At 51.1% G+C, this 24457-nt stretch carries 21 protein-coding genes; 9 read left to right on the top strand and 12 right to left on the bottom strand.

Features of this window, described 5'->3' with window-relative positions; translation table 11 throughout:
* Positions 1-64: 64 nt before the first annotated feature.
* Both SE18_RS04475 and SE18_RS04470 read right to left on the bottom strand, forming a co-directional pair.
* Positions 65-709 carry an HD domain-containing protein gene (locus tag SE18_RS04475; protein ID WP_054533218.1) on the bottom strand — a complete coding sequence of 215 codons (645 nt, stop codon included), beginning with the start codon at positions 707-709 and terminating at the stop codon, positions 65-67.
* A gap of 8 nt (positions 710-717) precedes the next feature.
* Positions 718-1845: a glycosyltransferase family 4 protein gene (locus tag SE18_RS04470; RefSeq protein ID WP_054533217.1), complete on the bottom strand. Its 1128-nt coding sequence runs from the start codon at positions 1843-1845 to the stop codon at positions 718-720.
* Positions 1846-2470: 625 nt separating this feature from the next.
* On the opposite strand from SE18_RS04470, the gene SE18_RS04465 reads away from it, so the two are divergent.
* Positions 2471-3796 carry a cytochrome ubiquinol oxidase subunit I gene (locus SE18_RS04465; RefSeq protein ID WP_054533216.1) on the top strand — a complete coding sequence of 442 codons (1326 nt, stop codon included), beginning with the start codon at positions 2471-2473 and terminating at the stop codon, positions 3794-3796.
* Entirely contained in the window at positions 3786-4796 is a 1011-nt protein-coding gene (locus tag SE18_RS04460) for a cytochrome d ubiquinol oxidase subunit II (RefSeq protein ID WP_054533215.1), read from the top strand. The genes SE18_RS04465 and SE18_RS04460 overlap by 11 nt, the downstream gene beginning before the upstream one ends.
* A 182-nt stretch (positions 4797-4978) precedes the next feature.
* On the opposite strand, the gene SE18_RS04455 is transcribed toward SE18_RS04460, so the two are convergent.
* From SE18_RS04455 to SE18_RS04430, 6 genes are all read right to left on the bottom strand, one after another.
* Complete coding sequence (locus tag SE18_RS04455; RefSeq protein ID WP_054533214.1) at positions 4979-5605, bottom strand: lysophospholipid acyltransferase family protein; 627 nt, start codon at positions 5603-5605, stop codon at positions 4979-4981.
* 50 nt (positions 5606-5655) lie between these two features.
* The gene (gene hisS / locus SE18_RS04450) at positions 5656-6960 is read right to left on the bottom strand and encodes a histidine--tRNA ligase (protein WP_054533213.1); all 1305 of its coding nucleotides are present in this window, start codon (positions 6958-6960) and stop codon (positions 5656-5658) included.
* A 41-nt stretch (positions 6961-7001) separates the two neighbouring features.
* The gene (locus tag SE18_RS04445; RefSeq protein ID WP_054533212.1) at positions 7002-8612 is read right to left on the bottom strand and encodes a peptide ABC transporter substrate-binding protein; all 1611 of its coding nucleotides are present in this window, start codon (positions 8610-8612) and stop codon (positions 7002-7004) included.
* A gap of 109 nt (positions 8613-8721) precedes the next feature.
* A complete protein-coding gene (locus tag SE18_RS04440) occupies positions 8722-9012 on the bottom strand; it encodes a 4a-hydroxytetrahydrobiopterin dehydratase (protein WP_054533211.1) in 291 nt (96 codons plus the stop codon).
* Positions 9013-9038: 26 nt separating this feature from the next.
* A complete protein-coding gene (locus tag SE18_RS04435) occupies positions 9039-10295 on the bottom strand; it encodes a glycosyltransferase (RefSeq protein WP_054533287.1) in 1257 nt (418 codons plus the stop codon).
* 379 nt (positions 10296-10674) lie between these two features.
* On the bottom strand, positions 10675-11586 hold the full coding sequence (locus tag SE18_RS04430; RefSeq protein WP_054533210.1) for a M15 family metallopeptidase: 912 nt from the start codon (positions 11584-11586) through the stop codon (positions 10675-10677).
* A 432-nt stretch (positions 11587-12018) separates the two neighbouring features.
* Between SE18_RS04430 and SE18_RS04425 the strand changes: the two genes are divergently transcribed.
* Positions 12019-13038 carry a TolB family protein gene (locus SE18_RS04425; protein ID WP_054533209.1) on the top strand — a complete coding sequence of 340 codons (1020 nt, stop codon included), beginning with the start codon at positions 12019-12021 and terminating at the stop codon, positions 13036-13038.
* Between the two features lie 68 nt (positions 13039-13106).
* On the opposite strand, the gene dnaN is transcribed toward SE18_RS04425, so the two are convergent.
* The 3 genes from dnaN to SE18_RS04410 form a co-directional block, all read right to left on the bottom strand.
* Positions 13107-14252: a DNA polymerase III subunit beta gene (dnaN, locus tag SE18_RS04420; protein WP_054533208.1), complete on the bottom strand. Its 1146-nt coding sequence runs from the start codon at positions 14250-14252 to the stop codon at positions 13107-13109.
* Between the two features lie 88 nt (positions 14253-14340).
* Positions 14341-14976, bottom strand: a complete 636-nt coding sequence (locus tag SE18_RS04415; protein WP_054533207.1) for a PNPOx family protein — start codon at positions 14974-14976, stop codon at positions 14341-14343.
* 14 nt (positions 14977-14990) lie between these two features.
* Positions 14991-16166 carry an alpha/beta hydrolase gene (locus SE18_RS04410; protein ID WP_054533206.1) on the bottom strand — a complete coding sequence of 392 codons (1176 nt, stop codon included), beginning with the start codon at positions 16164-16166 and terminating at the stop codon, positions 14991-14993.
* Between the two features lie 230 nt (positions 16167-16396).
* Between SE18_RS04410 and SE18_RS04405 the strand changes: the two genes are divergently transcribed.
* From SE18_RS04405 to SE18_RS04385, 6 genes are all read left to right on the top strand, one after another.
* Entirely contained in the window at positions 16397-17203 is an 807-nt protein-coding gene (locus tag SE18_RS04405; protein ID WP_054533205.1) for a DUF899 domain-containing protein, read from the top strand.
* Between the two features lie 44 nt (positions 17204-17247).
* The gene (locus SE18_RS27390) at positions 17248-17400 is read left to right on the top strand and encodes a hypothetical protein (protein ID WP_160319470.1); all 153 of its coding nucleotides are present in this window, start codon (positions 17248-17250) and stop codon (positions 17398-17400) included.
* Between the two features lie 152 nt (positions 17401-17552).
* The gene (locus SE18_RS04400; RefSeq protein WP_054533204.1) at positions 17553-20183 is read left to right on the top strand and encodes a LuxR C-terminal-related transcriptional regulator; all 2631 of its coding nucleotides are present in this window, start codon (positions 17553-17555) and stop codon (positions 20181-20183) included.
* Positions 20184-20298: 115 nt separating this feature from the next.
* On the top strand, positions 20299-20571 hold the full coding sequence (locus tag SE18_RS04395; protein WP_201783471.1) for a hypothetical protein: 273 nt from the start codon (positions 20299-20301) through the stop codon (positions 20569-20571).
* Between the two features lie 17 nt (positions 20572-20588).
* The gene (locus SE18_RS04390) at positions 20589-21584 is read left to right on the top strand and encodes an NAD(P)-dependent alcohol dehydrogenase (protein WP_054533203.1); all 996 of its coding nucleotides are present in this window, start codon (positions 20589-20591) and stop codon (positions 21582-21584) included.
* Positions 21581-22543, top strand: a complete 963-nt coding sequence (locus tag SE18_RS04385; RefSeq protein WP_054533202.1) for an NAD(P)-dependent alcohol dehydrogenase — start codon at positions 21581-21583, stop codon at positions 22541-22543. Before SE18_RS04390 ends, SE18_RS04385 begins: the two co-directional genes overlap by 4 nt.
* Here SE18_RS04385 and SE18_RS04380 read toward each other — a convergent pair.
* Positions 22540-24225 carry an adenylate/guanylate cyclase domain-containing protein gene (locus SE18_RS04380; RefSeq protein WP_054533201.1) on the bottom strand — a complete coding sequence of 562 codons (1686 nt, stop codon included), beginning with the start codon at positions 24223-24225 and terminating at the stop codon, positions 22540-22542. The two genes, SE18_RS04385 and SE18_RS04380, sit on opposite strands and share 4 nt — an antisense overlap.
* Between the last annotated feature and the right edge of the window lie 232 nt (positions 24226-24457).

Below are 24457 nucleotides of genomic sequence, written 5' to 3'. Positions count from 1 at the left end.
TTGTGTTGTGTTCTACCCACAGTTGAGTTGCGAAACGACAATCGAATCAACGAGAGAATCATTGCTACGATTCCCCAACTTCATGCGCTAATTGTTCCAAGAATTGGTTTAAAATGCCGGTTCGTTGTTCTGCTAATGCACGGCCTGTGGCTGTTTGCATTGTTTGTGGCAGCTTTAAAAGTTTGGTATAAAAATGATCGATGCTGTTCGTCAGATCATCAGCTGGGCGAGTGCGCGGAATCGGCTGCTGCGGATCGTAGAGTCGACGGCCAAGCTCAACGCTGAGCATCAAACAACGGGCCAAGCCAATCGCACCCAGCGAATCAAGCCGATCGGCATCTTGCACGATTTTGGCCTCAATAGTTTCTGGTTGAATGTTGGCCGAGAAACTATGAGCAGCAATCGCATGACCAATTGCTGGCAAATAGGCTGCTGGATAGCCTTGGCTGCTCAGCCATTGGGTGGCGTGTTCGGCGGCCATGCGCGAGGCTTGGCTGCGTAACGGCGAGGCCTTAGAAACAACCACACAATCGTGCAACCAAGCAGCCGGAATAATGACCGCCAAATCGCCGCCTTCTGCTGCTTGAATTAATTGGGCATTGCGCACGACCCGTCGAATATGCTCAGGATCGTGCGAAACATCTGCTTGGCCAAGCTCTTGCTCAATCCAGCTTGCAAAGCGTGGTTGCCACTGATTCAGATCAATCATCGTTCTATTTAGCTCCCAACCTTACGATACACATCGAGCGTCGCTTTGGCCAAATTTTCCCACGAGAAGGCTTGAGCGCGGAGCAAACCACGTTCGCGCAGTTCGTCACGCAGGCCAGCATCATTGGCGATGCGTACCAACTCTTGCGCCAGCTGCTCGATATTATCAGGATCGACTTGGATCGCCGCATCGCCGACCACCTCGGGAATGCTGGTGGCGTTCGTGGTGAGCACAGGCGTGCCTGAAGCCATGGCCTCAAGTGGCGGGATGCCAAAACCTTCATAGCGCGATGGATAAACAAAGGCAGTCGCGGCGTTATACCACAAGGGCAAATCTTCACCAGGCACATAACCCAAAAAGCTCACGCTATCGTGCAATTGTAACTGCTCATAGGTACTAAAAATTTCGTCGAAATTCCAGCCCTTGCCACCACCAATTAACAATGGCATGCCAACTTCGTGCTTAACTTTGGCATAGGCCCGCAGCAAATTAGGAATATTTTTGCGTGGCTCTAAGGTGCCAAGATAGAGCAAAAATTGCTCAGGCAGTTGTTTTTGCTGTTTCCAAGCATTAATTTCGACGCGTGAGCGAGGGTGATATTGCGCACCAGCAGCATTATAGGCAATGCTAATTTTGGCGGGATCAAGCCCAAGCCGATCGACCATCGCTGCTTTGGTATACTCGGAAACCGCGAAGAGATGAGCCGCTTGGCGCACACCTTGACGCGTTGCCGCCGCCAAATAACGCCGATTGGCCTTGCGATGCGAGCCAGTCACATCCATAAAAGCTAAATCGTGAATGGTAACGATGGTTGGCACTGGTGAAAGCAATGGCGTGATGTTCAACAAGCCATGAAAGAGATTGACGCGGCGTTTGGCCAGCAGCCAAGGCGCAATAAACTGCTCCCATGGAATGCGATATTTGGGCTGAATTGTGGGCAAGCGCGATTCGACAATTTCCCAATTGGTGGGCAAATTGAGGTATTGGCGCACGTTTGGCCCAACAAACAGCGTGTATTGGTTAGCGAGATCGAGCTTCGCGAGGTTTTCAATCAAAAAACGGGTGTGATTTGAAACCCCAGCTTGGCGAAAAGAGCTATCAAATGAGAGTAAATGGCCATTAATTGTAAAATGCATAGGCTCAATTTCTAAAACTGCAAACGAGCGATTCTTCAGCGAGTATACCATACCTCGCTTTTGGGGCTATTCTAAGCATTTCATGGTTTTTTCTCCTCCCTTCCGTCCCTCCGCTGGAGGGAAACGCAGGGGTTTTCATCCCCTGCACCCCTAATATTTGTTTTATGGATTGTTATTATGTTTCTATATCCCCACACTTGGCGCGCTTCGTGTGCTTCGCGGTTTCTTGGCCCTGATCCCTGAAATCTGATCCCTCAACAGTATTTATTTCTCCTCCCTTCCGTCCCTCCGCTGGAGGGAAACGCAGGGGTTTTCATCCCCTGCACCCCTAATATTTGTTTTATGGATTGTTATTATGTTTCTGTTTCCCCTATTTTCGATTTGTGTGCTTTGCATTCTTCGCGATCTTCGCGGTTTCTTCTCCTTCGTGCCCTTCGTGGATCAAAACTTTGCAATCTTCGTGGTTTCTTGGCCCTGGCTCCTGACACCTGATAACCATATCCTTACACTTCTATAATACGGTTAAGACCTGAGAACCATTCCAATCGTGATCCGATTGCTGGCTGAACAATTCTGGGTACGCTTATGGCTAGGGGGTTCTCCACCATTTTGCGGAGGAATACACATGGATACGTTGACCGCAGCACGGGCGCAGATGGAAGTCTCGCTCGCGTTTCACATGGTCTTTGCAGCGTTGGGCATTGGCTTTCCCTTGTTGATGGTTATTAGCGAAGGCTTGGGCTTGAAAACGGGACAAGCTCATTATCTTGCGCTAGCCAAAAAATGGGCTAAAGCAACGGCACTGACCTTTGCGATTGGCGCTGTTTCTGGCACGGCGCTCGCATTTGAACTGGGCTTGCTTTGGCCAACCTTTATGGGCTTTGCTGGCAGTATTATTGGCTCGGCCTTTACGCTTGAAGGCTTTGCCTTTTTTATCGAGGCAATTTTCCTAGGCCTGTATTTGTATGGCTGGAAGCGGCTCTCGCCGCTGGCTCACTGGCTCACTGGCATTCCGGTGGCGATTAGTGGCATGCTTTCAGGAGCGTTGGTTGTTGCGGCCAATGCTTGGATGCAAACCCCAGTTGGCTTTGACTTAGTTGATGGCAAAGCAGTTAACGTCAATCCGCTTGCGCCGTTTCTCTCGCCTGCGTGGCTTGATATGGCGTTACACTCAACCTTATCATGCTATATCGCGACTGGTTTTGCGGTAGCTGGCGTGTATGCGATGGGTATGCTCAAAGGCCGCAACGATCGTTATCATCGCTCAGCATTAACGATTAGCCTTGGTTTGGCGACCGTAACTGCCTTGCTACAACCGATTAGCGGCCATATCAGTGCTCAGCGGGTGGCCAAAGATCAGCCAGCTAAGTTGGCTGCCATGGAAGCTTTGTTTGAAACCCAAGCTGGCGCACCCTTGTTGATCGGCGGGATTCCCGACCCAGAGACAGGCGAAATTCACTTTGGAATCGAAATTCCTAAAGCGTTGAGTTTTATGGCAACCAACGATTTTAATGCAGAGTTACGTGGTTTGAATAGCTTTCCGCCAGATGAACGACCGAATGTGGTGATCGCCCACATTGCTTTTCAAGTGATGGTTGGAGCAGGATTTGCCTTGATTGGCTTGGGCTTGTGGTTTTGGTGGCGGCGCTGGCTTGGTAATCTTGTTTTGAGTCGCAAACTATTATGGGCATTAGTACTAGGTTCGCCATTAGGCTTTTTGGCCTTGCAAGCTGGCTGGATCGTGACTGAGGTTGGCCGCCAGCCGTGGATTATCTACGAGGTAATGCGCACCCGTGATGCAGTAACCACGGTTGATGGCGTGCCACAGGTGTTTTATCTATTTAGTTTGCTGTATATTGGGTTGGCAAGTGTGCTGGTGTATTTATTACGAAAACTTGCAACTGGCTATCCAACTGATGCAGACGAAAGCGAGGCGACCAATGCAGCTTGAAGTAATTGTGGCCGCAATTGGCTTGCTGGGGGTCATCACCTATGCGATTTTGGCTGGAGCCGATTTTGGCGGCGGCATTTGGGATTTGTTGGCGTGGGGGCCGCGGCGAGCACAGCAACGTGATGCTATTGCCCATGCGGTTGGCCCAGTTTGGGAAGCAAATCATGTGTGGCTAATTTTTATTATTGTGTTGCTGTTTACAGGCTTTCCCACGGCATTCGCCGCCTTAAGCGTTGGCTTATTTGCACCCTTTCATATTGCGCTCTTGGGAATTATTTTGCGCGGGGCGGCCTTTGTGTTTCGGGCCTATAGCCCACAAAAGGAGCAAGAGCCAAGCCAAAGCAGCCAACGCTGGGGCACAATTTTTGGCGCGGCCAGCGTAATCACGCCAGTAATTTTGGGCATGGCGTTAAGCGCAGTTTCTGCAGGCCAATTACGGGTAATTGATGGCGTTGTGCAAAGTGAAGGCATTGTTTGGCTCACGCCGTTGGCAATTGCTATGGGCTTATTAGCCTTGGCCTTATGCGCCTACCTCGCCGCTGTGTATATGACGCTTGAAACCCGTGACGAGCTGCAAGCCGATTTTCGCCAGCGGGCGCTGCTTGCAGGCACGGCAGTGGTTGGCCTCTCGCTGTTGAGCTTGCCCTTGCTGTATTTCAAAGCCCAACATTTGTGGGATGGCTTGATTAGCTTGCGGGCTGCGCCAGTGCTCGCGGTTGGGGTAGTTGCAGCTTTAGGTTCAGGCTGGGCTTTGTTGCGTTGGCGCTTTCAGCTGGCGCGAGGTGCAGCAATTGTGCAAATTAGCTGTTTGTTGGCAGGCTGGGGCATTGCCCAATATCCCTTTATTATTTACCCCGATGTGACTTTGGCAGCGGCAGCGGCTCCACGAGCAAGCTTAATGTTTATTTTGATTGCCTTGCCACTAGGTTTGTTAATTTTGTTGCCGTCGTTGTGGTTTTTGTTCAAAGTGTTTAAAAGTGCGCCACTTGAGGATGTATAAGCTGCGATCGTTATGTTCAAATTTGTAGGATCGCCACCCTTCTGTTCCGCCAGCAGGAGATGCAGGGGGTTTCAGTCCCCTGCACACCCAAATATTTACGGGTTGGAATATTGCTGGGCTTTTACGACCCAAACCTTCGTGCGCTTCGCGGGCCTTCGCGGTTTCGTTAATCCTAAACTGGATTATTCTGCTTTGGGAGCTTTAATTTGAACGGTGCCTTCTTGGGCAGGAAAGCGGCCAGCAGACATGCGTTCGTAGAATTCGCGCAAGACCGCAAAATCGGCCTCAATATCACCGGTGGGGTGCAGTAATGGCCCAAAACCCAAGACTTTGCGCTTGTAGTTGATATAGCTCATGCCAATTGGAATTTTGGCGTTCAAGGCGATATAGTAAAAGCCTGTTTTCCAGTGATCGGTTGCTTTGCGTGTGCCTTCAGGGGCAACCACCAAGACCAATTTTTCGTGGCGTTCTATCTCATCAACCACTTGCTGCACTGCGTTATAAGTTTTATCGCGGCGAATCGGAATACCGCCCAACCAGCGCATCAAGGTTTTGAAGGGAAAGCGAAACAGCGAATGCTTGCCAATCCAATAAATTGGCAGTTGGCGCGAAAATGTTGCCAGCAACATCACCGCAAAATCCCAATTGGACGTATGATAGGCGCCAATTGCGATCCATTTTGGCGCAGTTGGTACAGTTCCTTCGACTTGCCAACCAAAAAATTTGAGTAAAAACTGCGCTAGCCAACGTAACGGACGGCCTGGTTGTAACGACATCCGCGATGGACGAAAGCCACGAAATCGCTTCATTGATGGTTCCTGTTGGGGCGGCAAGCCTAAACCTGCCGCCAAAGGCTGAATTAGAGAGCGGTTTTGATCGCTGCCACGATCGCATCACGGGTCACTGCTTGCTGCTCGCCAGTGCGCAAATCTTTCAATTGCACCACGCCTGCAGCCAAATCGTCGGGGCCAAGCACGAGGGCAAAATTGGCACCCTTGCGATCAGCTTCTTTGAATTGATTGGCAATTTTAACTGGGCTATAGGCGGTGAGCACGCTCAGGCCTGCGGCGCGCAATTCGCCAGCCAAGCGCAAGCTTTCGTTCTGAAAATCGCTTGCAAACAAGGTTACATAGGCATCGATGGTACGTTCTGGGCGTGGCCCCATATTAAGCTCAAGCATCAAATCAAACAAGCGCTCAAGCCCAAAGGCACAGCCAACGGTCGGCAACGAACGTTTGCTGAACATACCAACCAAATTGTCGTAGCGCCCGCCACCCAACAACGAACCCATCGGCGGCGAATCGAGCACTGCTTCAAAGACGCAGCCAGTATAGTACGATAAGCCACGAGCCAAGCTGGGCGCAATTGTAAAGCTATCTGCTGGTACGCCAAAGCTGGTCAATACAGCGCAGATCGTACGCAAAGCTGCTACGGCGGCCAACGCAGGTGCGTCGTTGGCAAGTACGCTTTCCATCTCGGCGAGCACTTCGTCAACCGAGCCGCTAATGCCAACAAAATGCAAAACTCGCTCGGCAGCTTCGGCGCTCACGCCGCTTTTGAGCAATTCGTTGCGCACGCCGTCGTTGCCAATTTTATCGAGCTTATCGATTGCGCGATATACGCCACCGGCCTCGTTTTCAGCCACGCCTGCCACTCGCGCCAAGCCACTTAAAATCTCGCGATGATTGAGCAACACTTTTGCGCCAGTAAAGCCAATCGCCCGCAAGCCTTCAACCACCACCGCGACGATTTCAGCATCAGCAATTGGGCTATCCACGCCAACAATATCAGCGTCGAGCTGCCAAAATTCACGGTAGCGGCCTCGGGCTTGGCGTTCGCCACGGAACGATTGGCCCAAGGCATAGCGTTTGAACGGCATGGTCAATTTGCCTTCGTTTTGGGCTACCACCCGTGCTAAAGGCACGGTTTGGTCGTAGCGCAGGGTTAGTGCATCATCACCATATTTCAAACGATAGAGCAATTTTTCTTCGTCGCCAATTTTGCCCTCAAGCGTGTCCGAGTATTCGACGATTGGCGTAGAAAGTGGTTCAAACCCATAGCGCTCTAAAACACCAATCAAGGTGTCGGTGATAAAACGCCGCAAGCGCATGGCTTCTGGCAGGTGATCGCGCATGCCTTTGTAGGCGCGAGGAGTAATTGGCATAAATTCAGTTCCTTATTTCAAGGGCAGAACGCCCAACAGCGCTAGCGCTTGAGCGAAACACCCGTTAAATCAAGCTCGCCCAAGGCGGTAATGGTATAGCCATCAACATACGATTTTACCAAGGAATAATCGACAGTATGCATCAGCGGAATAACCACAAAATCGCTGAGCAATTGTTCCTCTGCTTGGCGATAGAGTGCGCCACGCTTGTCGGCATCGGCTTCAGCCTTGGCTTGCTCAATCAATTGATCAAACTCGCTGCTGCTGTAATTGCTGCGGTTGTATTGGCCGTTGCTGCCAAACAATACCTCTAAAAAGTTCTGTGGATCAGGATAATCGGCGATCCAACTGAGATCGTACAAATGGTAGTTATCACGTTCGAGCGCTGCTAAATAATCGCCAAATTGATCTTGGCTACGAATTTCAATCGTCACCCCAAGCTCATCTTTGGCAATTTGGGCCAGCAAACCAACGCCGCTGCCACTGCTATAGCCAATGATCGGCGGGAATTTATCGACGCTGCCATAGCTCGATTCGCTGATCAATTGTTTGGCGCGAGCAATATCGGCGCGTGGCTCAGGCAAGCGTTCTGGCTCAGCCCCAGGCATACCAGGTGGCAAAATCCCACGCGCAGCCACAACCGAGCCATTGTAGGAAACATCGGCCAATTTGACCCGATCGATCAACAAATAAAAGGCTTCGCGCACCTTAGGATCGTCGAATGGCGGTTGGTTGACGTTCAAGCCAATGTAGCTCAATTGGAGCTGAGGTGTGACGCGCAATTCGGCATGTAATGGATCAGCTTCGTCGTTAATGCGATCAAGATCATAGGTGCCAATGGCGGTTACGTCGATTTCGCCTTGCTCGTATAAACCCAACGGATTGCTGCCTTCAGCGCCGATCAGATAGGTAATGCGATCCAATTTGGGGGCAGTGCCATAATAGTATGGGTTGGGCACCAGCTCCATGCGGCGGCGATGATTCCACAAATCGAGGGTAAACGGGCCAGAGCCATTGGGCTTTTCGAGCCAAGCGCTATTGCCCTCGACCGTGCGCCGATCGAGCACAAAGGCTGGTGGGTGGGTCAATTTGAGCAAAAACAGCGAGCTTGGCTGGCGCAGCGTAATTTCGATCGTCTGATCATCAACAACCTTAACCCCGCTGAGCGAGCTAGCTTGGCCAGTTACTTTTTCCAGCACGCCAGCAATATCATCAAGGTAGGTTGGCGAAACAATCGAGCCAATGCTGGGATCGGTCGCCCGTTCGAGGCTCCAGCGCACATCTTCGGCGGTCAGCGGCGTGCCATCTGCAAAGCGCGTATTGCTGCGCAACTTGAAGGTATAGACCGTGCCATCAGCAGAAACATCGATCGTTTCAGCCAAATCGGGCACAGCTTCAAGGTCGTTGTTGAGCGTTACCAAACCGCTAAACATCAAACGGGCAATAAAGCCGCTGGTCGTATCGCCAACTAAGGCGGGGTCGATCGTGGCCGGATCATCGCCTAAGGTCAGAATAAAGTTGCCACCACCGCTAGCTTGGCTTTGGGCTGCTGGAGTTGGCGCAGGTGCAGGCACAGAAGTTGGGCTATTGCCAACTGCACAGCCAACCAAACTGGTCAGCAATAATCCCACAAGTGAGAGACGTTTAAACATAGCACTTCCTCGCTCAGATCCCGTCCACAAGCGACGGTTGAACTATTATAGTACACACAAATGGCACGAAGAACGCCCTTCGTGCCATTCTAGGTCAACAGTAAATGGCTTATTGGGCTGCGGCAAACAGCTGATCGATCGTATCGGCCAAAGCAAAATCTTTCTCGGTAATGCCCTTCTCATCGTGGGTCGAGAGCGCAATGGTTACTTTATTATAGCGAATATCAATATCGGGATGATGATTAACGTCCTCAGCAGCATCGGCAATCTGGCGCACAAACTCAATCGCAAATGGGAAGGTTGCGAGGCTGTAGGTTTTGCTAATTTGACCATCGACGATCGTCCAATCGCTGCGTTGCTCTAAGGCTTGTTGCAATGCTGCCTTCGCCAAAACTGGCATAGTCACTCCTTTGTCGACAATGGGCGCTACATGGCTCCAACCACATCGGCATATGGTTCGCCACACACAACATGATCATACAATTCACGAATATCGTGCGCGACGGCGGCCCAGCTATAGCCTTGGGCTGCTTGTACGCCGTTGCGCCCTAATTGTAAACGCAATGGCTCATCATTCAAGAGCAAACTGATTTTTTCGGCCAAAGCTTCAGGATCTTCGCGCGGCACTAGCAAGCCAGTCTCGCCATCGCGCACGGTGTAGCGCAAACCGCCAACATTCGAAGCGATCACAGGCGTGCCACAGGCCATGGCTTCGAGCGCAACCATACCAAACGATTCGTAGTGCGATGGCACCACGACCATATCGGCAGCGCTATAAAACAAGGGCAATTTACGCTGATCTTGCGAGCCTTGGAAGGTGACCAAATTACCAATGCCTAATTCGCCTTGCAAACGCCGCAAACGGCGCATCTCGCTGCCCCATTGATCGGGCGTTTCGCGCCGATCGCCGCCAATGATCGCCAAACAAATATCGCCGCGCAAGCTTGGTTGTTGCTCGGCCAACAAGGCTATTGAACGCAATAATGTATCAATTCCCTTGAGTGGTTCGATGCGGCCAACAAACAAGAGCATACGATGCGGATGGGGTGGCACGCCTAATTCTTTGCGCGCAACATGATGATCAATGGGGTGAAAATGCTCAACATCAACGCCACATGGCACAACCACAATGCGTTCCATGTCGGCAGCATAATGTTCGAGCATTTGGGCACGATCAAGCGGCGTGGCCGCCACCACCCGATCAACCTCCTGCAACAACATGCGTTCAATCGCGATCCGTTGCTCGGTTTCAGCCTCATCGCCGCGGGCAATCGTATTTTTCATCGCGCCCAAGGTATGAAACATATGGATGACTGGCGTGCCCCAAGCATGGCGCAACTCCAGCGCGGCAACGCCAGAGAGCCAATAGTGGCTATGCACCACATCATAATGAATATCTTCGCCATCAGCCACGCAACGAATCCGATGCACAAACTCTGGCAGATAATCTAAAACCCAATTTTTATCGTAGGGTGCGGCGGGACCAACCCGCACCGCAAAAACGCGCACATTGGGCGCGAGATTGGTAATCAACGGCGTGTTTGGGTCTTGCGAACGGGTGTAGATATCGACTGCAACCCCTTGACGACCCAACTCACGGCTTAATTCGCGAACATAGACATTCATTCCGCCGGCTTCTTTGCCACCCAAAGCAGCCAGAGGGCTTGAATGGACACTCAACATTGCAACGCGGCGCACAGCTACCTCCCGTGTGTGGTTTCTGCCATCAGCATACCACGAAACGGGCCATGCCTTCTGAAGGCAAAAGTCAGAAGGCAAAAAGCTGTCTTAACCAGGAAGAATACGAAGGACACGAAGAAATATGGGCTATAGGCTATAGGCTTTTGGCTATGAGATCAAGAATCTCAACAATCTGTGGCGAAAAGGAAATGAGGCTGTAGGCTATGGGCTATTGGCTTTGGGAAGATTTTTCGTGCAATTCGTGGCGAAAAAACACCTTTCGCGCTCTTCGCGTCCTTCGCGGTTGCTAGCTTTCGTGGCGAAAATAATGCTTCGTGCTCTTCGTGTCCTTCGTGGATCAAAAGCCAATCGCCCCCGATCCCTATTCCGCCACCGCAATCGGCGTGCGGGTTGGCAGCGGTACAAGCTCGGTTGGGGCAGCACTCAGAATCGTACATGGATCGTGGTCTCCATCGCAAATTCGTGGCAATTCAGGCGGAACCAGCAATGAATCGGTATCCAAGTAGCCTTGATCATACAAGGCTTTGGCCGAAGCGCGGCCTTGCCAACGCCAATGCCATGGCTCGCTGGTATAGCCCATTAATTCATAGGTGATCAACTCGCCATCGCGATATTTGATTGGATACGATTGCACCCAGCCGTATTTATAAGCATTGGCATTCAGCCAATCCTTCAACGGATCGGGAATGCGGAAGCCAATTTCGGGCGCACCTTGAGGTAAAAGATCGACCGTTAAGCCAGTTTGATGCTCGCTGGTGCCAGGTTTGGCGCTATAGGTTGCTGCATTGGCAATCGCCTGTTTGCGGCTAAGCGGTTTGCCAGCTTGGGCGGCGCTACTCAGCTCATATTGCACCCAGCCCTCGAAGGTATTGGCTTGCTCTGCATACGAACGATAGGCCGAGCGAATTTCGAGTTCAAAGCCATCATGGCGGGCAGCATCGATTAACGCTTTGAGATCGGCAACCGCTTCGCTCCGCAACAATTGGCCCGAACGCGAGCCACGCACCCCAGCTAAACGCAAATCGAGCAATTCTGCATCGGCAGCGAGCACCGGAAGTAGCGGCACAGCAGTGGGAGTTGGGGTTTGAGTTGGGCGCGGCGTGCGCGTTGGAGTTGGCAGCGGCGTGCGCGTTGGCTTGGGCGTTGAAGTCGCACTTGGCGCAACATGCGCTTGTTGCAAATGCACTTGCCGATCAGCAATCGCTGCCTGTGAAACCGCCCCACAGCCACCCAACAAAATCAGACCACATAACCCAGCCAGCAATGACTTCACGCGAAAAACCCCAATTCGTTAGCCAACGCTTGCGATTGTACCAAAACAGCGCAATTGTGCAACTAGCACGCGTCGTGATCACAATTTAGCGGTTGGGTTTGATTGCTCAGTTTGGCTACAGGCAACCAATCCTAGGATTAGCAGGATTATCACACATTTGCGCCACATGGCTTGCTCCTCTCGATTATTAATAACAAATCTTAATCGTTATATAAACCAATCATCGAGCACCCGACATTCTCAGCTATAATTATTAGTGAGGACATATGATTCGCTATGGTTTCTATCCAAATTTGAGCGAATCATGCAGCGACAACTTTTGCTAAGGAGCAACCACATGCAAAACCCTATCACATACTTACAACCTAAGAAACGAATACTTGAAAGAAGTCGGCTTCGAACAACGATTATGTTCAAGCAGAGTAGCCAGCCATGAGCCGCCAATTTCTTCGTCGGCTTTGGTTTGCAAGCATGATCCTGAGCCTCTTGGCAGGATGCACAACGATCAAGACGAGTGAAACAACCATTCTACCGTATACGCCCCAACCATTGCCCGCCCTAGAAGGCACGCCTGGTCAATATAGTGGCTTGGCATGGCTTGATCAAGGCTTAGTCGTTCAGGCTAACGTAGCTGGTGCACCATCAGGCTTTCGGCTCTTTTGGGTCCAGCAATCAATGGATCTCAGCGATCTGATTCCAATTCCTGATGCCCCTGATGCTGATCTTACATTCCATCATCGCCCAGATCGGTTGCCTGATGGTCGATTAGGGTTGATCTATGAGACGGATATGAAAGTCATTGGGGCACCAACCGATCAACAGGGGTATGTTGCGTTTGATCCAACTAACAATAGCTTAACCGAACTCATTCCTCGCCCTGCCCCACGCGAAATTTTGGGCCATGGTCGCGTCAGCTGGAATCCAAGCTTGGATCGGGCCTTGGTGACCGATGGCCAAGAACTTGGCTCGCGTTTTTATTGGTGGACGGCAACAGCGGGCTTTGAACCACTCGATCTCGATGTGGCCGTCGCTCAGTATTTTGCTTGGTCGCCTGATGGCACGACGATCGCCTTTTTTGGCAAACCGCAAATTGGCTCGGCTGGCCCAACCAGTGCCTTATCAAGTCCTGCCAATCTCTATCTGATGGATGCCAATGCAGACAATCGGCGGATCATTCTTGAAACGGCCTATAACATTGCAGGCTTGCAATGGTCACCTGATGGTCACTGGCTGGTCTTGGTTGCGCGCTTAGACGGTGGCCGCACTGTCGTTTGGTTGCTCAACCCAACCACTGGCGAACGCTTGCCACTCACCCCACCAGGCCGCTATCAATGGCCCGCATGGTCGCCAGATGGTAGCCAAATTGCCGTGATTGCCTATGATCCCAAGAATACCGGCCAACGCGGCAATGATTATATTATCACGCTTGCGGTGCCGCCCAAAGCTCGCTAACCCTAAAACGAAACAGGCAAGCCAATATATTCTTGGCTCGCCTGTCTTTGATGAAGCAAATTGCTAGCTTAGGGAATGCGCATGGGCATAACTAAGTGCAGATATTCATCGCCACCAATGGGCCGAAACACGCCCGGCGAATTGGGAGTTTGGGTTTCCAAGGCCACTTGATCGGTATCAATGGCGCCAAGTGCTTCTTGCAAATAGCGCACATTCAAGGCCAATTTACCATCGTCGCCATTGATTAATGCACTAATTGCCTCAACCGATTCGCCGATTTCGGCAGCATTGGCGTTGAGCAGCAAACGACCTGGCTCGCTGCCATCGCCGCGCTCCATGGTTAAGGTAACGATGTTGCCAGCAGCCTGCGAGAACAGCGCAATCCGCTTGACGGCGCGACTAAACTCGGCGGTTGAAATGACGCTGCGGGTGGCGTTATTGCTCGCTGGTGGCACAAAACGCTCGTAATCGGGAAACTTGCCATCAATCACCCGTGAAACAAAATCAACAGTATCGCTATGAAAAATAACTTGCCCACCATTGGGCGTAATACTCATGGCAATTGGGTTTTCGCTATCGCCAAGGGTGCGGCCCAATTCAGCCATAGCTTTGGAAGGAATCACCAACTCTGCATCGTGAGCAACTGGTTCGGGCAATTCGATTGTGCGCACGGCCAAGCGATAGCCGTCAATCGCAGCGAAGGTTGCTTGCGTGCCGCTCAAACGAATCAGCACCCCTTGCAAAATCGGGTTGGGATTGGTATTTTCAGCAGCAGCCGCAACCACAACCTGGCCCACAACTTTGCGCAATAGCTCAGCTGGAATATAGGCCAACACTGGTTCGTCGCCAAGCGCAGGCATCGCCGGAAATTCATCAGCATCAATGCCTTTAATATTGGCTTTGGTGCCACGACAGGTCACAGTTAAAGTCTGGGTACGCGGATCAACTTCTAATTCAACGGTATCATTGGGCAAATTGCCCACCAAATCCGATAATAATTTGGCTGGAATTGTAATTGCGCCATCTTCCTCGACTTTTGCGCCGACGAGAGCGGTAATTCCAATTTCGAGATTATTGCCAGCCAATTTAAGCCGACCACTTTCGGTTGCCAACAGAATATTTGCAAGTACAGGCAAGCTTGAGCGGCCTGCAACAGCATGGCCTGCCAAGGCTAAACCACGCTTTAGATTCTCTTGAAGACACGCTAGGCGCATAGAAAACTCGATCTCCTTGCCGCGATGCGGCAACGATAAGATTGCTACATCACTAAATGATCTAGCTCGTTATTATAGCATAATCGTTCTAAGGCGTTACCCATTGGGCAGTATACGAACCATCATCTGCCCAGCTAAATTGCGCCCGATAGTTGCCATTAAATTGCAATTGCAGCCAATCTAAACTGCGAATTGTGGTTGCAATCAGGCAAAAATTTGGCCGCCCAGCTTCGCTTTCAGCGAGGGTTGGTTCGCGGTCAAGCAGATCTTGATTCAGTCCATTGTTTGGCTCATTGCTGATTTGGCCCGGTGCAATCCCACAGTAGCAGCGGCGCCCCAAAACTGCGCTTTTTTGCCACGCTGCCTCTACCAACCCATCGTTGGTATGAATTTCGGCCAATGCCCGAATGCGCAATTGCAAACGCGCAGCAGGATGATACAACAACCAACTCACCCGTGGATCACGTTCAAGCAAGCCAATTTTGGGCGAACGTAGATCGCTATGGAACCACAGACGCCGCGTTGTTGGATCAAACCCACGCAACACGACCACCCGTTGATCGCTGCCATGCTCGTCGCTGGTGCCAAGCACTGGCGTATGCAACGGATCATGGCGATCATGCACGCCATGTTCAATCAAGCTCCATGCATGCGCTAGCAGCATTTCGAAATCGACTGGTTGGCTAAAATCCAGCGGTTTTGGCAATTCAAAGCTTCCACTCATAGGCATTCTCCTAACTATTGCAAAGTTTGAGCTAAAAAGCGCATGACATAGGGCTGCACTTGCTGATTACTCACTCCATAGAGATTAAAATCAAAGCCATGGTTGGCCAAGGGCAATTCAATCATGGTATAAGGCCGATTGGCTTGCGCCAAGGCATCGGCGACGACATCTGCATCAAGCGGACGAATAAATTGATCGCGCCCACCATGCAGCAGCAAGGTCGCTGGCGTATTTTGATTGACCCATGTGGCCGGACGTGCTTGGCGGTAGGCTTCAGCATGCGCTTCGGGCGGCCCACCAAGATAATCATCTAACGCTCTTGGTGCTAACTCAGGCTTGATCACGTTGTAATAATCAAGTCGCGTCGGCGCATAATAGCTGACCACGGCTTTCACGCTGGTATCTGGTGCATCGCAACTGGGAGCAATCGTGGCATCGGAATAGGCCGCGATCAAGGCTAATTGTGCCCCAGCAGAACGCCCAACCAAGCCCAAACGCTGCGGATCAACCCCGAAACGCGCTGCATTGCGCCGCACATAGCCAATTGCACATTTAACATCGCTCACCGCCGCCGGAAACTGAGATTGCGGTGCTAAGCGATAGCTAATATCAAACACAACATAGCCTTGGCCAGCTGCCCAACGATTCCAAGCAGGAATATCGCCTTTGCCGCCACCCCGCCACGAGCCGCCATGGACTACCACCAAGGCTGGAGCATTAACTGGCGCGGTTGGCGGCACATAAATATCAACCAGCAACGATTCGCCCGCTACCTCTGCATACACCGTATTTTGCTCGCGCAATAGGCCTTGTGGCGAAGTATCGCCGAGAGCAAATTGGCTTAGGCGAAAGCTGCCAGGCCCAGCATCAACCACTGCTGGCTGATTCGAGCGCACCCGCAAATCGGTCAATAAGCCGCGCACCAGCATGCCTGCAATCACAAAAAAGCTGATCATCGCCACCAAGCCGGTCAAACGATTGATCAAGCGCCAAAGACCGTTAGGCGGTGCAAATCCAAATAACACGCCAACCCCAACCAAAAGCACCAGTAAAAACCACGGTGCCCATTCTTGGGCCGCAATGCCAAACTGAAAAAAGATAAAATTGGGCGCTGGCAAAACCAGCATCGTCGCACTGACCAAGGCCAGCAACACAATTGGCAACATAATTGCAGTTAAGGCGATACGCACACAGGCTCCTTCACAACGGATTCGGCGTTATTGTACAGCCTTTTGAGCCAGAATTATAGCTAGCAGCATGCCCAATTGCTGTCGCAATTTCATACTTGCTTTTTTGAAGTTAAAACTTGTATTTTTATAGTTAAGCTGCTAAAATCAACGCACAAATGTTTCATTGCAGTACAACCTTAGCATTTCGAGAGCATTGAGCGCTTGTATTTTCGTGATTCAAGGAGCCTAGCATGACCAAGGTTACGCCACAGCCGATCGCGTTTGTCAGCAACGATTCAGCAACCACGCCTACAATTGTTGATCGCCAGCACTTCCAAGCCAACGTCGATAGGTTGCGCGTTCGCGAGAAGGCACTTACCCGCGAAGCTGATGCGATTGCCGCAGAACGACGCCAACTGCCAATGGTCGAGGTGGATGCATTAACGTCGGTGGTTGGGCCAAACGGAGTAGTTCCACTTATCGAGGTCTTCGAGGGTCGCCAACAGCTGATGGTCGCCTATATGATGTGGCACGAAGGCAAAACCGCAGCTCAACAATGCCCTGGCTGCACAATGGTCATCAACCACATCCCCGAACTAGGCTATTTGCATAGCCGCGATGTTACGCTTGCAGTCTTCTGCCAAGGGCCGTTTGATCCAAGCAATCGCTATCGCGAATTTATGGGCTGGACAATGCCATGGTATTCGGTTCCTAGCGCCTCGGTTGAACCGCTGATTGCTGGTCGTCATTTTGGCATGTGGGCATGTTATCTGCGTCAAGACGAGCGCGTGTTTGAAACCTATTGGACGACCGACCGTGGCTGTGAGCAGATGGGCAGTTCATTTGCTATGCTCGATTTGACCGTCTATGGTCGCCAAGAGGTTTGGCAAACTGTCCCAACTGGTTGGCCGCAGCAATTTTTTAATACCATGTGCATACCAAACACGCCCCAAAACGAGAATCCTTTGAGCGAACGGCCAATTGCCCAATGGTCACGCCTAGCCCAAGGGCACGCCGACGATCTCTATCCCAGCACGAACGCAAATCCGCTCAAGTAACTAATGAATGTGAGTCCACTATTGAATTGAATGGAGCAGTGCAAATGTTGGTAAAAAGTGGTTATGCCCCGATTAACGATCTAAAACTCTACTATGAAATTCATGGCAGCGGCCAGCAGTTGGTTTTGGTGTACGGCGATGCAGGGCAACGCAGCCAATCGCAATTAGCAATTTTGCCCAATACCAATAAAATTTGATGCTTTTGGGCATCAAATAGGATTACGTCAACTTACGATTACCATTTGGTTGCATTCATCGCTGCTCCAATGCTAGGTCGTTCATCAATGCTAACACTCTGCTGGGTGTGGTTGGATTGACGCGGCAAATCGGCGCACTCTATAATTGAGCTATGCCAATACCCATTTTAGCAACCAAGCTGCATCTTCCGCAACCACGCCCAAATGGAGTGGCCCGTCCGCATTTAATCGCCCGTTTCGAGGCTGCCCAGCATTGTGGCTTGCGGTTGATTTCGGCGCCAGCTGGCTTTGGTAAAAGTAGTTTGCTTAGCGAATGGCAGGCCAACACCCAGCAGCAGGTGGCATGGCTGGCGCTTGACGAAGGCGATAACGAGCCTAGCCGATTTTTCAGCTATCTTATTCATGCCATCCAAACTATTGTGCCAACGCTGGGCGTCGCAGCATTGCGCTTGATTCAAACGCAGCCCAATGCAATCGAACAAGCGCTGATTAGTCTGATCAATGAATTAAGTGGCCGCAACGAAACAATCAATTTGGTGCTTGATGATTATCATGTGATCGAAAACCACGCCCTTGACCAAGCACTAAGCTTTTTACTGGAACATCTACCAGCTGAGTTGCGCTTGATAATCGCCACCCGTGAAGATCCGAATTTGCCGTTGGCACGGCTGCGTGCCCGAGGCCAACTGCACGAATTGCGCAGCGCCGACCTGCGATTTAGCCTCGCTGAAGCCCAACAATTTCTCAATAATGCCATGCACCTCGAGCTGAGTGGAGCTGAAGTTGCGGCCTTGGAAGCGCGCACCGAAGGTTGGATTGCAGGCTTGCAATTGGCAGGGCTTTCAATGCAACACCAAACTGATCGGCCAAGTTTTATCGCTTCGTTCACGGGCAGTCACCATTTTGTGATGGATTATTTGCTTGAAGAGGTGCTGCAACACCAACCGCCAGCGATTCAGCAATTTTTATTACACAGCTCAATCCTTAATCGTATGTGCGGCTCGTTGTGCGATGCGCTGCTGCCAAACAACGAACGAACTGGCCAAAGCACGCTTGAATATCTCGAACAAGCCAATATGTTTATTGTGGCGCTTGATCACGAGCGGCGTTGGTATCGCTATCATCATTTATTTGGTGAATTGCTGCGCCAACGCTTGCAACGCAGTTTGGCCCAACAAACAACACCCAGCCTCGAAGCGCTGCACATTCGCGCCAGCAACTGGTTTGAGCACAATGAATTAGAAATTGAAGCGTTTGAACACGCCGCCGCTGCCAATGCAATCGAACGGGCTGAACGCTTAATCGAAGGCAAACGGGTGCCACTGCAATTTCAAGGCGCCTTACTGCCAATTATGTATTGGCTGCAAGGTTTGCCTACCAGCGTGTTTAATCAACACCCCTCACTTTGGGTTACCGCAGCCTCGGTTTGGCTGGCAACAGGCCAAGTAAATGGCATTGAGCAACGCTTGCAAGCAGCAGAACAGGCCTTGGCTACACATGAACAAGGCCCAAAAGAACAGGATTTGATAGGCCGAATCGCAGCCATTCGCGGGACGTTAGCACTCAGCCAAAACGATGCCAACGCCATTATCGCCCAATCGGAACGCGCATTGGCCTATCTTGCGCTTGATAATCTCTCGTTTCGCACCTCGACAGTTTGGAAATTGGGCTATGCTTATCAGTTACAAGACCAACGCAACGCCGCCAAACAAGCCTACGAGCAAGCAATTAACATTGGCCAGCGTTCAGGCAATCTGGTCACGGTGCTCTTGGCTTCAATCGGCTTGGGCAATCTCCAAGAAAGCGATAATCGGCTTACGCTGGCGGCGGCGACCTACCAGCAGGTGCTTAGCGCTTGCAGCCAACTTGGATTGCCTGCGGCCAATTGTGGAGCTGAGCTTGGCCTCGCCCGAATTTATTATCAATCAAATCAGCTTGATCTCGCTGAGCAGCATTATCAACGGGCCTTGCAAGCAGCCCAATTATTGCAGCACACTGATCGCGAAGTCGCCTGTCAGGTGGTCAAAGCACGCTTGTTAATTGCCCAAGGCCAGCTGGAGCAAGCAAGTTTGCTGTTGGAGCAAGCACAGATTGCGGCCCAACAGCATCGCCATAGCACCCAGCCCGCCAAAATTGCTGCCGAACAGGTGCGGATTCATTTGCTGCGCGGCCAAATTCAAGCAGCCCAACAGCTGGCTCAAAACCACAACCTAGCAATTAGCCAAGCCCAAGTTTATTTGGCCCAACAACAGCCAAGCGCGGCCTTAGCTGTGCTCAAACCAGCACTCGAACAGGCCCAAGCAAACGGCTGGCACGACCACCAATTATGGTTAAGTTCAATCCAATGCTTAGGTTTAGCAGCGCTCGGCGAGCATGGCCAAGCTTTGCAAATGCTCACAAAAATGTTGCTCCATGCAGAAGCCAAGGGGTTTGTGCGCCTATTTCTTGATCATGGCAGCGCAATGCAAAACCTGCTTGCCAGCATCAATCCTCAATCAGCCCAAGCAGCCTATCGCGATTTTTTGCTCAGCCAATTTGCCCACGAAAACCCCAAGCAACTTTATCCCGCCGCCCCAAGCTTGCTTGATCTGCTGAGCCAACGCGAGCGCGAAGTGCTGGAACTTATTGCGCAAGGCCATTCAAATCAAGCAATCTGCCAACAACTTCACCTTGCCTTAGATACCGTCAAAGGCCACAATCGACGAATTTTTGAAAAACTTCAGGTTCAACGCCGCACCGAGGCCGTCGCCCGCGCCCGCGAATTGGGCTTGCTCAGCCAATAATCCTTAACTTGCCTACAACAACACTTTGGTGTCTAACCAAGCTCAGTTCAATTGCTTATGCTAGAAAGCAGTTGAGCCGTTGGCATGGAACGCGGCGCTTGTTCTAGCAGAGGCAATGATGACCAACCACCAGCAACGAGCACCAGAAGCAATGATCTATCAAATTTGCCTGCGTGGCCAGCTTGATCAAACCTGGTCCGAATGGTTTGCAGGCTTGGAAATCGTTGCGCTGGCCAATGGCGATACGCTTCTAGTTGGCGTCATTCCTGATCAAGCAGCCTTATATGGCCTGATTAAAAAAGTTCGCGATTTGGGCATGCCCTTAATTTCGCTAATGCCGTTGCACTCAACAACCAGCCCATTCAATTCAAACCCAAACGAGCACTAACAAACGGGAGTTTTCAGATGCAAGCAATTATCTATCGTGAATATGGCTCAGCTGACGTGTTGCAGCTCAGCGACGTAAGCCGCCCAATACCCAACGCCGATCAAGTGTTGATCAACGTCTATGTTACCGCGCTGAACGCTGCCGATTGGCGTTTGATGACGGGTAAACCCTTGCCTTTGCGCTTTATGACTGGTCTATTCAAGCCCAAACAAAGCATGCTTGGCACCGATATCGCTGGAATTATCGAAGCAGTTGGGCGTAACGTTACCCAATTTAAAGTTGGTGATGCAGTACTTGGCAATATTTGGGGCAGTGGCGCTAGCGGTTTAAGTCAATATATCTGTGTCCCAGAGCATATGCTGGTACTCAAACCAGCGAATGTTAGTTTTGAGCAAGCAGCTGCCACGCCGATGGCTGCGGTTACTGCACTCCAAGGGTTGCGTCAAGGCCACATTGCTGCTGGCCAAAACGTCTTAATTTACGGTGCTTCCGGCGGGGCTGGCACATTCGCAGTCCAACTTGCGAAACATTTTGGCGCAACCGTCACCGCCGTTGCCAGTGCCGCCAAACACGAGCTGATGCGGTCGTTGGGCGCGGATCAGGTTTTGGATTATGCCAAAGATGATTTTGCTAGCAACGGTCAACGCTACGATTTAATTCTGGGGGTCAATGGCTATCGCTCAATTTTCAGCTACAAACGTAGTTTAACGCCCAAAGGCCGTTATGTCATGCTTGGTGGCGATATGAGCCAAATTTTTCAAGCCCTCGCCTTAGGCAAGTTGCTTTCAATCGGCAGCACGAAGCAGCTAAGTAACTTGACGGCCAAAACCAATCAAGCCGATTTAGCTAAAATGAGCTTTTTGCTAGCCAATGGCGATATTAAAGCAGTTATCGATCGCAGCTATCCGCTTGCAGAGGCGCCTGCGGCCATGCGCTATTTGCAAGCAGGCCACGCCAAAGGCAAAATCTTAATCAAGCTGCACGCTGAGCAAGCAGTGGAGCAACGTGGATGAAAGCAATAATTTGTACTGGCTATGGTTCGCCTGAGGTTTTGCAATTCAGCGAGGCTAGCAAGCCAACGCCCAAGGCCAACGAGCTGCTCATCAAGGTTCAAGCAGCCAGCGTCACGCCCTCGGATTGCGCCTTTCGCAAAGGCGATCCCTTCATCATCAAGCTGATGTATGGCTTGCGCAAGCCAAAATTTCCAATTCTTGGGGTCGAATTCGCGGGCACGGTCGAGGCGATTGGCCCAGCAGTCCAGCGCTTCAAGCTTGGCGATCAAGTGTTCGGTATGAGTCCCAAGAGCTTTGGCAGCTACGGCGAATATTTATGCCTCGCCGAAGATAAGCCAATCGCCAAACAGCCAAACAATGTAAGCGCCGCCGAAGCTGTGGCAATTTGCGATGGTTCAACCACAGCATTAATCTTTTTGCGCGATATTGCCAAGCTCCAAGCTGGCCAACACATCTTGATCAATGGCGCTTCGGGAGCGGTCGGAATCTACGCCGTGCAATTGGCCAAATATTATGGCGCGACAGTTACTGCCGTGTGCAGCGCCGCCAATCACGAATTGGCAACCCACTATGGAGCCGATCATGTGATCGATTACACCAGCAGCGATTTTACCCAAAGCCAACAGCGCTATGATGTGGTGTTCGATGCAATTGGCAAAAGCTCATATCGCCGTTGCAAACGCTTGCTTACAGCCAACGGCAGCTATCTAATGACCGTGCCAAGCTTTGGCATTATGCTGAATATGGCGTGGACAAGCTTTGGCAAAGGCAAAAAAGCCAAATTCGCGGCCACGGGGCTGAATCAAAACCCAGCCAACCTCAACTTTTTGGCTCAATTAATCGCTGCTGGCAAACTCAAGGCGGTGATCGATCGCCGCTATCGTTTGGCCGATTTGGCCGAAGCCCATCGTTATGTCGAAACAGGTCGCAAAAAAGGTAATGTGGTAATCGAGATTTAGCTATTCAAGGTTAATGGCACCAGCACAAGGCTTTTGGCACTCTCAATCGAGTAGATCTCCAAAGGTTGGCTGCGGCCACGAATCGGAATTTCGCTCAACCTCAAATCATGCAAATCCAAGCTGCTATGCTGCATCACGGCTCGCGAAACAACCAATTGGGTTTGCAAGGTTTTGGTGGCTTCTTCCAAACGGGCAGCAATATTTACCGCATCACCAATTGCGGTCAGATGTTTCGCCCGTTTATAGCCCAAATCGCCAACAATCACATGGCCACAATGAATCCCAATGCCCATGCGCAACGGCTCGCTCACATCGTCTTGCAAACGCTGATTGAGCACGTCGAGTTGATGCGCCATGGCTTGGGCCGCTGCCAGTGCATTATGACAAGCTTGCTCTAAAGTGCCTTCCAAGCCAAACAAAGCCATAATCCCATCACCAATAAATTTATCGAGATAGCCACCATTGGATTCGATGACTTGGCCCATCGATTGAAAATATTGGTTCAGAATAAAAACCGTATCATAGGGCAATTTGCCCTCGGAAAGCGTGGTAAAGCCGCGCAAATCGGCAAACATAATCACAATTTGCTTATCTGCGCCATGGCTAATCATGGTTGGCGCGCCTAGTTGGGCGCGATCATGGTGGTGTAATAATGGCCGCACAACACACGCGCCAGTTGGAATCGTTTGGCATGCCAAGCGAATATCGCTGCCAGCTCCAAAGCGCTTGAGCAAGCGTTGCTCGGTTTCATTCGGCGAATTTAACGCTTTAGCGCCTTCGATAATTTCGATTCGGCAGGTTGAGCAACGCCCGCGACCGCCACAACTATGGGCATGCGGAATGCCATTGGCAAGGCTAGCTTCAAGCAAGCTGGTGCCAGGCGGAATTGTGACTGTGGCAATGCCCTTATATTCCACCGTAATCAGATAATGCTTGCGCCGTAAACGCAACACCAAAGCCCGACCGCCACCCAAACCCAATAAGATAGCTGCATAGCCTGCGCCGAATCGCGCCATAAAATTGCTTGAGGCAGCCACCAAATCTACATTGTTTGGGTTGGTAAATTGCATCACGCTGGCGAGCCATGCTGGGTCTTGTTTAAGCTGATTCACCTCGCGATGGGCGACAATGATCCCAACCATGGCAAGCAAGGGAATCACAATTTGGGCAATCAGCAAGGGTTGTTTAATCCGGCGAAACCATGGTTTATGCCATAAATAGCTCATCAAACCAAGATTGCCATGCAACCAAACCACCACCAGCATCAAATACAGATCGATTGCGATTGTCATTTGGCCAAGCAACACATAGCTATAGGTATCGCGCACACCATACAAGAGGGTAGCAAAACGCGTCACATAAACATGCGAGCTAATGAGCAAGGGCATCATCAGGCTTAAGCTCAGTTGTAGCCATTCGTTCCAATGCAAGCGCCGCCAATTGGTGATCGTTAGTAATTTATAGCCCGATAAGACGATATGCACCAGTAAACTTGCTGGCACAACCCAAAAAATTGCTGGATGACGCCAAAAACCTAGAAAAAATCGGCGCGCCGATTCCAAGGCTTCGAGGCCAAAGATTCCCCAAACATGGTTCAGCAGGTGGGTTGTAACGTAGAGCAAAAGCGCCAAACCAGCATGCAGCCGCAGGCGCGGAATCAGAGCTTGAAACGAGCGAGCCATGCAGCGAATCTCCGTAAAGCCACGAGTAGCCTGAGTATACCATCTATCAAGGTTCCTAGCTTAGCGGATGCTAAAACTCATTTGTCCTATCCAAACGGTTAACCGTCGGGTTGGTTCTGCTCACCCATAGGCTAAAATAACTAAAAGCTAGAGTCAGCGCATTATCAGCTACGTGCCATTGTCGTAGATAGCACAAGCAGCTATGGTTGCACCAGAATAGTTTGGTAAGGAG

Source organism: Herpetosiphon geysericola, assembly GCF_001306135.1.
Lineage (GTDB): Bacteria > Chloroflexota > Chloroflexia > Chloroflexales > Herpetosiphonaceae > Herpetosiphon > Herpetosiphon geysericola.
This window is presented reverse-complemented; position numbering and strand designations above follow the sequence as displayed.

What these genes read in the sequence shown, in the direction of transcription:
- SE18_RS04475 (WP_054533218.1), bottom strand. Translation starts at nt 709, where the DNA reads ATGATTGATCTGAATCAGTGGCAACCACGCTTTGCAAGCTGGATTGAG.
- SE18_RS04470 (WP_054533217.1), bottom strand. Translation starts at nt 1,845, where the DNA reads ATGCATTTTACAATTAATGGCCATTTACTCTCATTTGATAGCTCTTTT.
- SE18_RS04465 (WP_054533216.1), top strand. Translation starts at nt 2,471, where the DNA reads ATGGATACGTTGACCGCAGCACGGGCGCAGATGGAAGTCTCGCTCGCG.
- SE18_RS04460 (WP_054533215.1), top strand. Translation starts at nt 3,786, where the DNA reads ATGCAGCTTGAAGTAATTGTGGCCGCAATTGGCTTGCTGGGGGTCATC.
- SE18_RS04455 (WP_054533214.1), bottom strand. Translation starts at nt 5,605, where the DNA reads ATGAAGCGATTTCGTGGCTTTCGTCCATCGCGGATGTCGTTACAACCA.
- hisS (WP_054533213.1), bottom strand. Translation starts at nt 6,960, where the DNA reads ATGCCAATTACTCCTCGCGCCTACAAAGGCATGCGCGATCACCTGCCA.
- SE18_RS04445 (WP_054533212.1), bottom strand. Translation starts at nt 8,612, where the DNA reads ATGTTTAAACGTCTCTCACTTGTGGGATTATTGCTGACCAGTTTGGTT.
- SE18_RS04440 (WP_054533211.1), bottom strand. Translation starts at nt 9,012, where the DNA reads ATGCCAGTTTTGGCGAAGGCAGCATTGCAACAAGCCTTAGAGCAACGC.
- SE18_RS04435 (WP_054533287.1), bottom strand. Translation starts at nt 10,295, where the DNA reads ATGTTGAGTGTCCATTCAAGCCCTCTGGCTGCTTTGGGTGGCAAAGAA.
- SE18_RS04425 (WP_054533209.1), top strand. Translation starts at nt 12,019, where the DNA reads ATGAGCCGCCAATTTCTTCGTCGGCTTTGGTTTGCAAGCATGATCCTG.
- dnaN (WP_054533208.1), bottom strand. Translation starts at nt 14,252, where the DNA reads ATGCGCCTAGCGTGTCTTCAAGAGAATCTAAAGCGTGGTTTAGCCTTG.
- SE18_RS04415 (WP_054533207.1), bottom strand. Translation starts at nt 14,976, where the DNA reads ATGAGTGGAAGCTTTGAATTGCCAAAACCGCTGGATTTTAGCCAACCA.
- SE18_RS04405 (WP_054533205.1), top strand. Translation starts at nt 16,397, where the DNA reads ATGACCAAGGTTACGCCACAGCCGATCGCGTTTGTCAGCAACGATTCA.
- SE18_RS27390 (WP_160319470.1), top strand. Translation starts at nt 17,248, where the DNA reads ATGTTGGTAAAAAGTGGTTATGCCCCGATTAACGATCTAAAACTCTAC.
- SE18_RS04400 (WP_054533204.1), top strand. Translation starts at nt 17,553, where the DNA reads ATGCCAATACCCATTTTAGCAACCAAGCTGCATCTTCCGCAACCACGC.
- SE18_RS04395 (WP_201783471.1), top strand. Translation starts at nt 20,299, where the DNA reads ATGATGACCAACCACCAGCAACGAGCACCAGAAGCAATGATCTATCAA.
- SE18_RS04390 (WP_054533203.1), top strand. Translation starts at nt 20,589, where the DNA reads ATGCAAGCAATTATCTATCGTGAATATGGCTCAGCTGACGTGTTGCAG.
- SE18_RS04385 (WP_054533202.1), top strand. Translation starts at nt 21,581, where the DNA reads ATGAAAGCAATAATTTGTACTGGCTATGGTTCGCCTGAGGTTTTGCAA.
- SE18_RS04380 (WP_054533201.1), bottom strand. Translation starts at nt 24,225, where the DNA reads ATGGCTCGCTCGTTTCAAGCTCTGATTCCGCGCCTGCGGCTGCATGCT.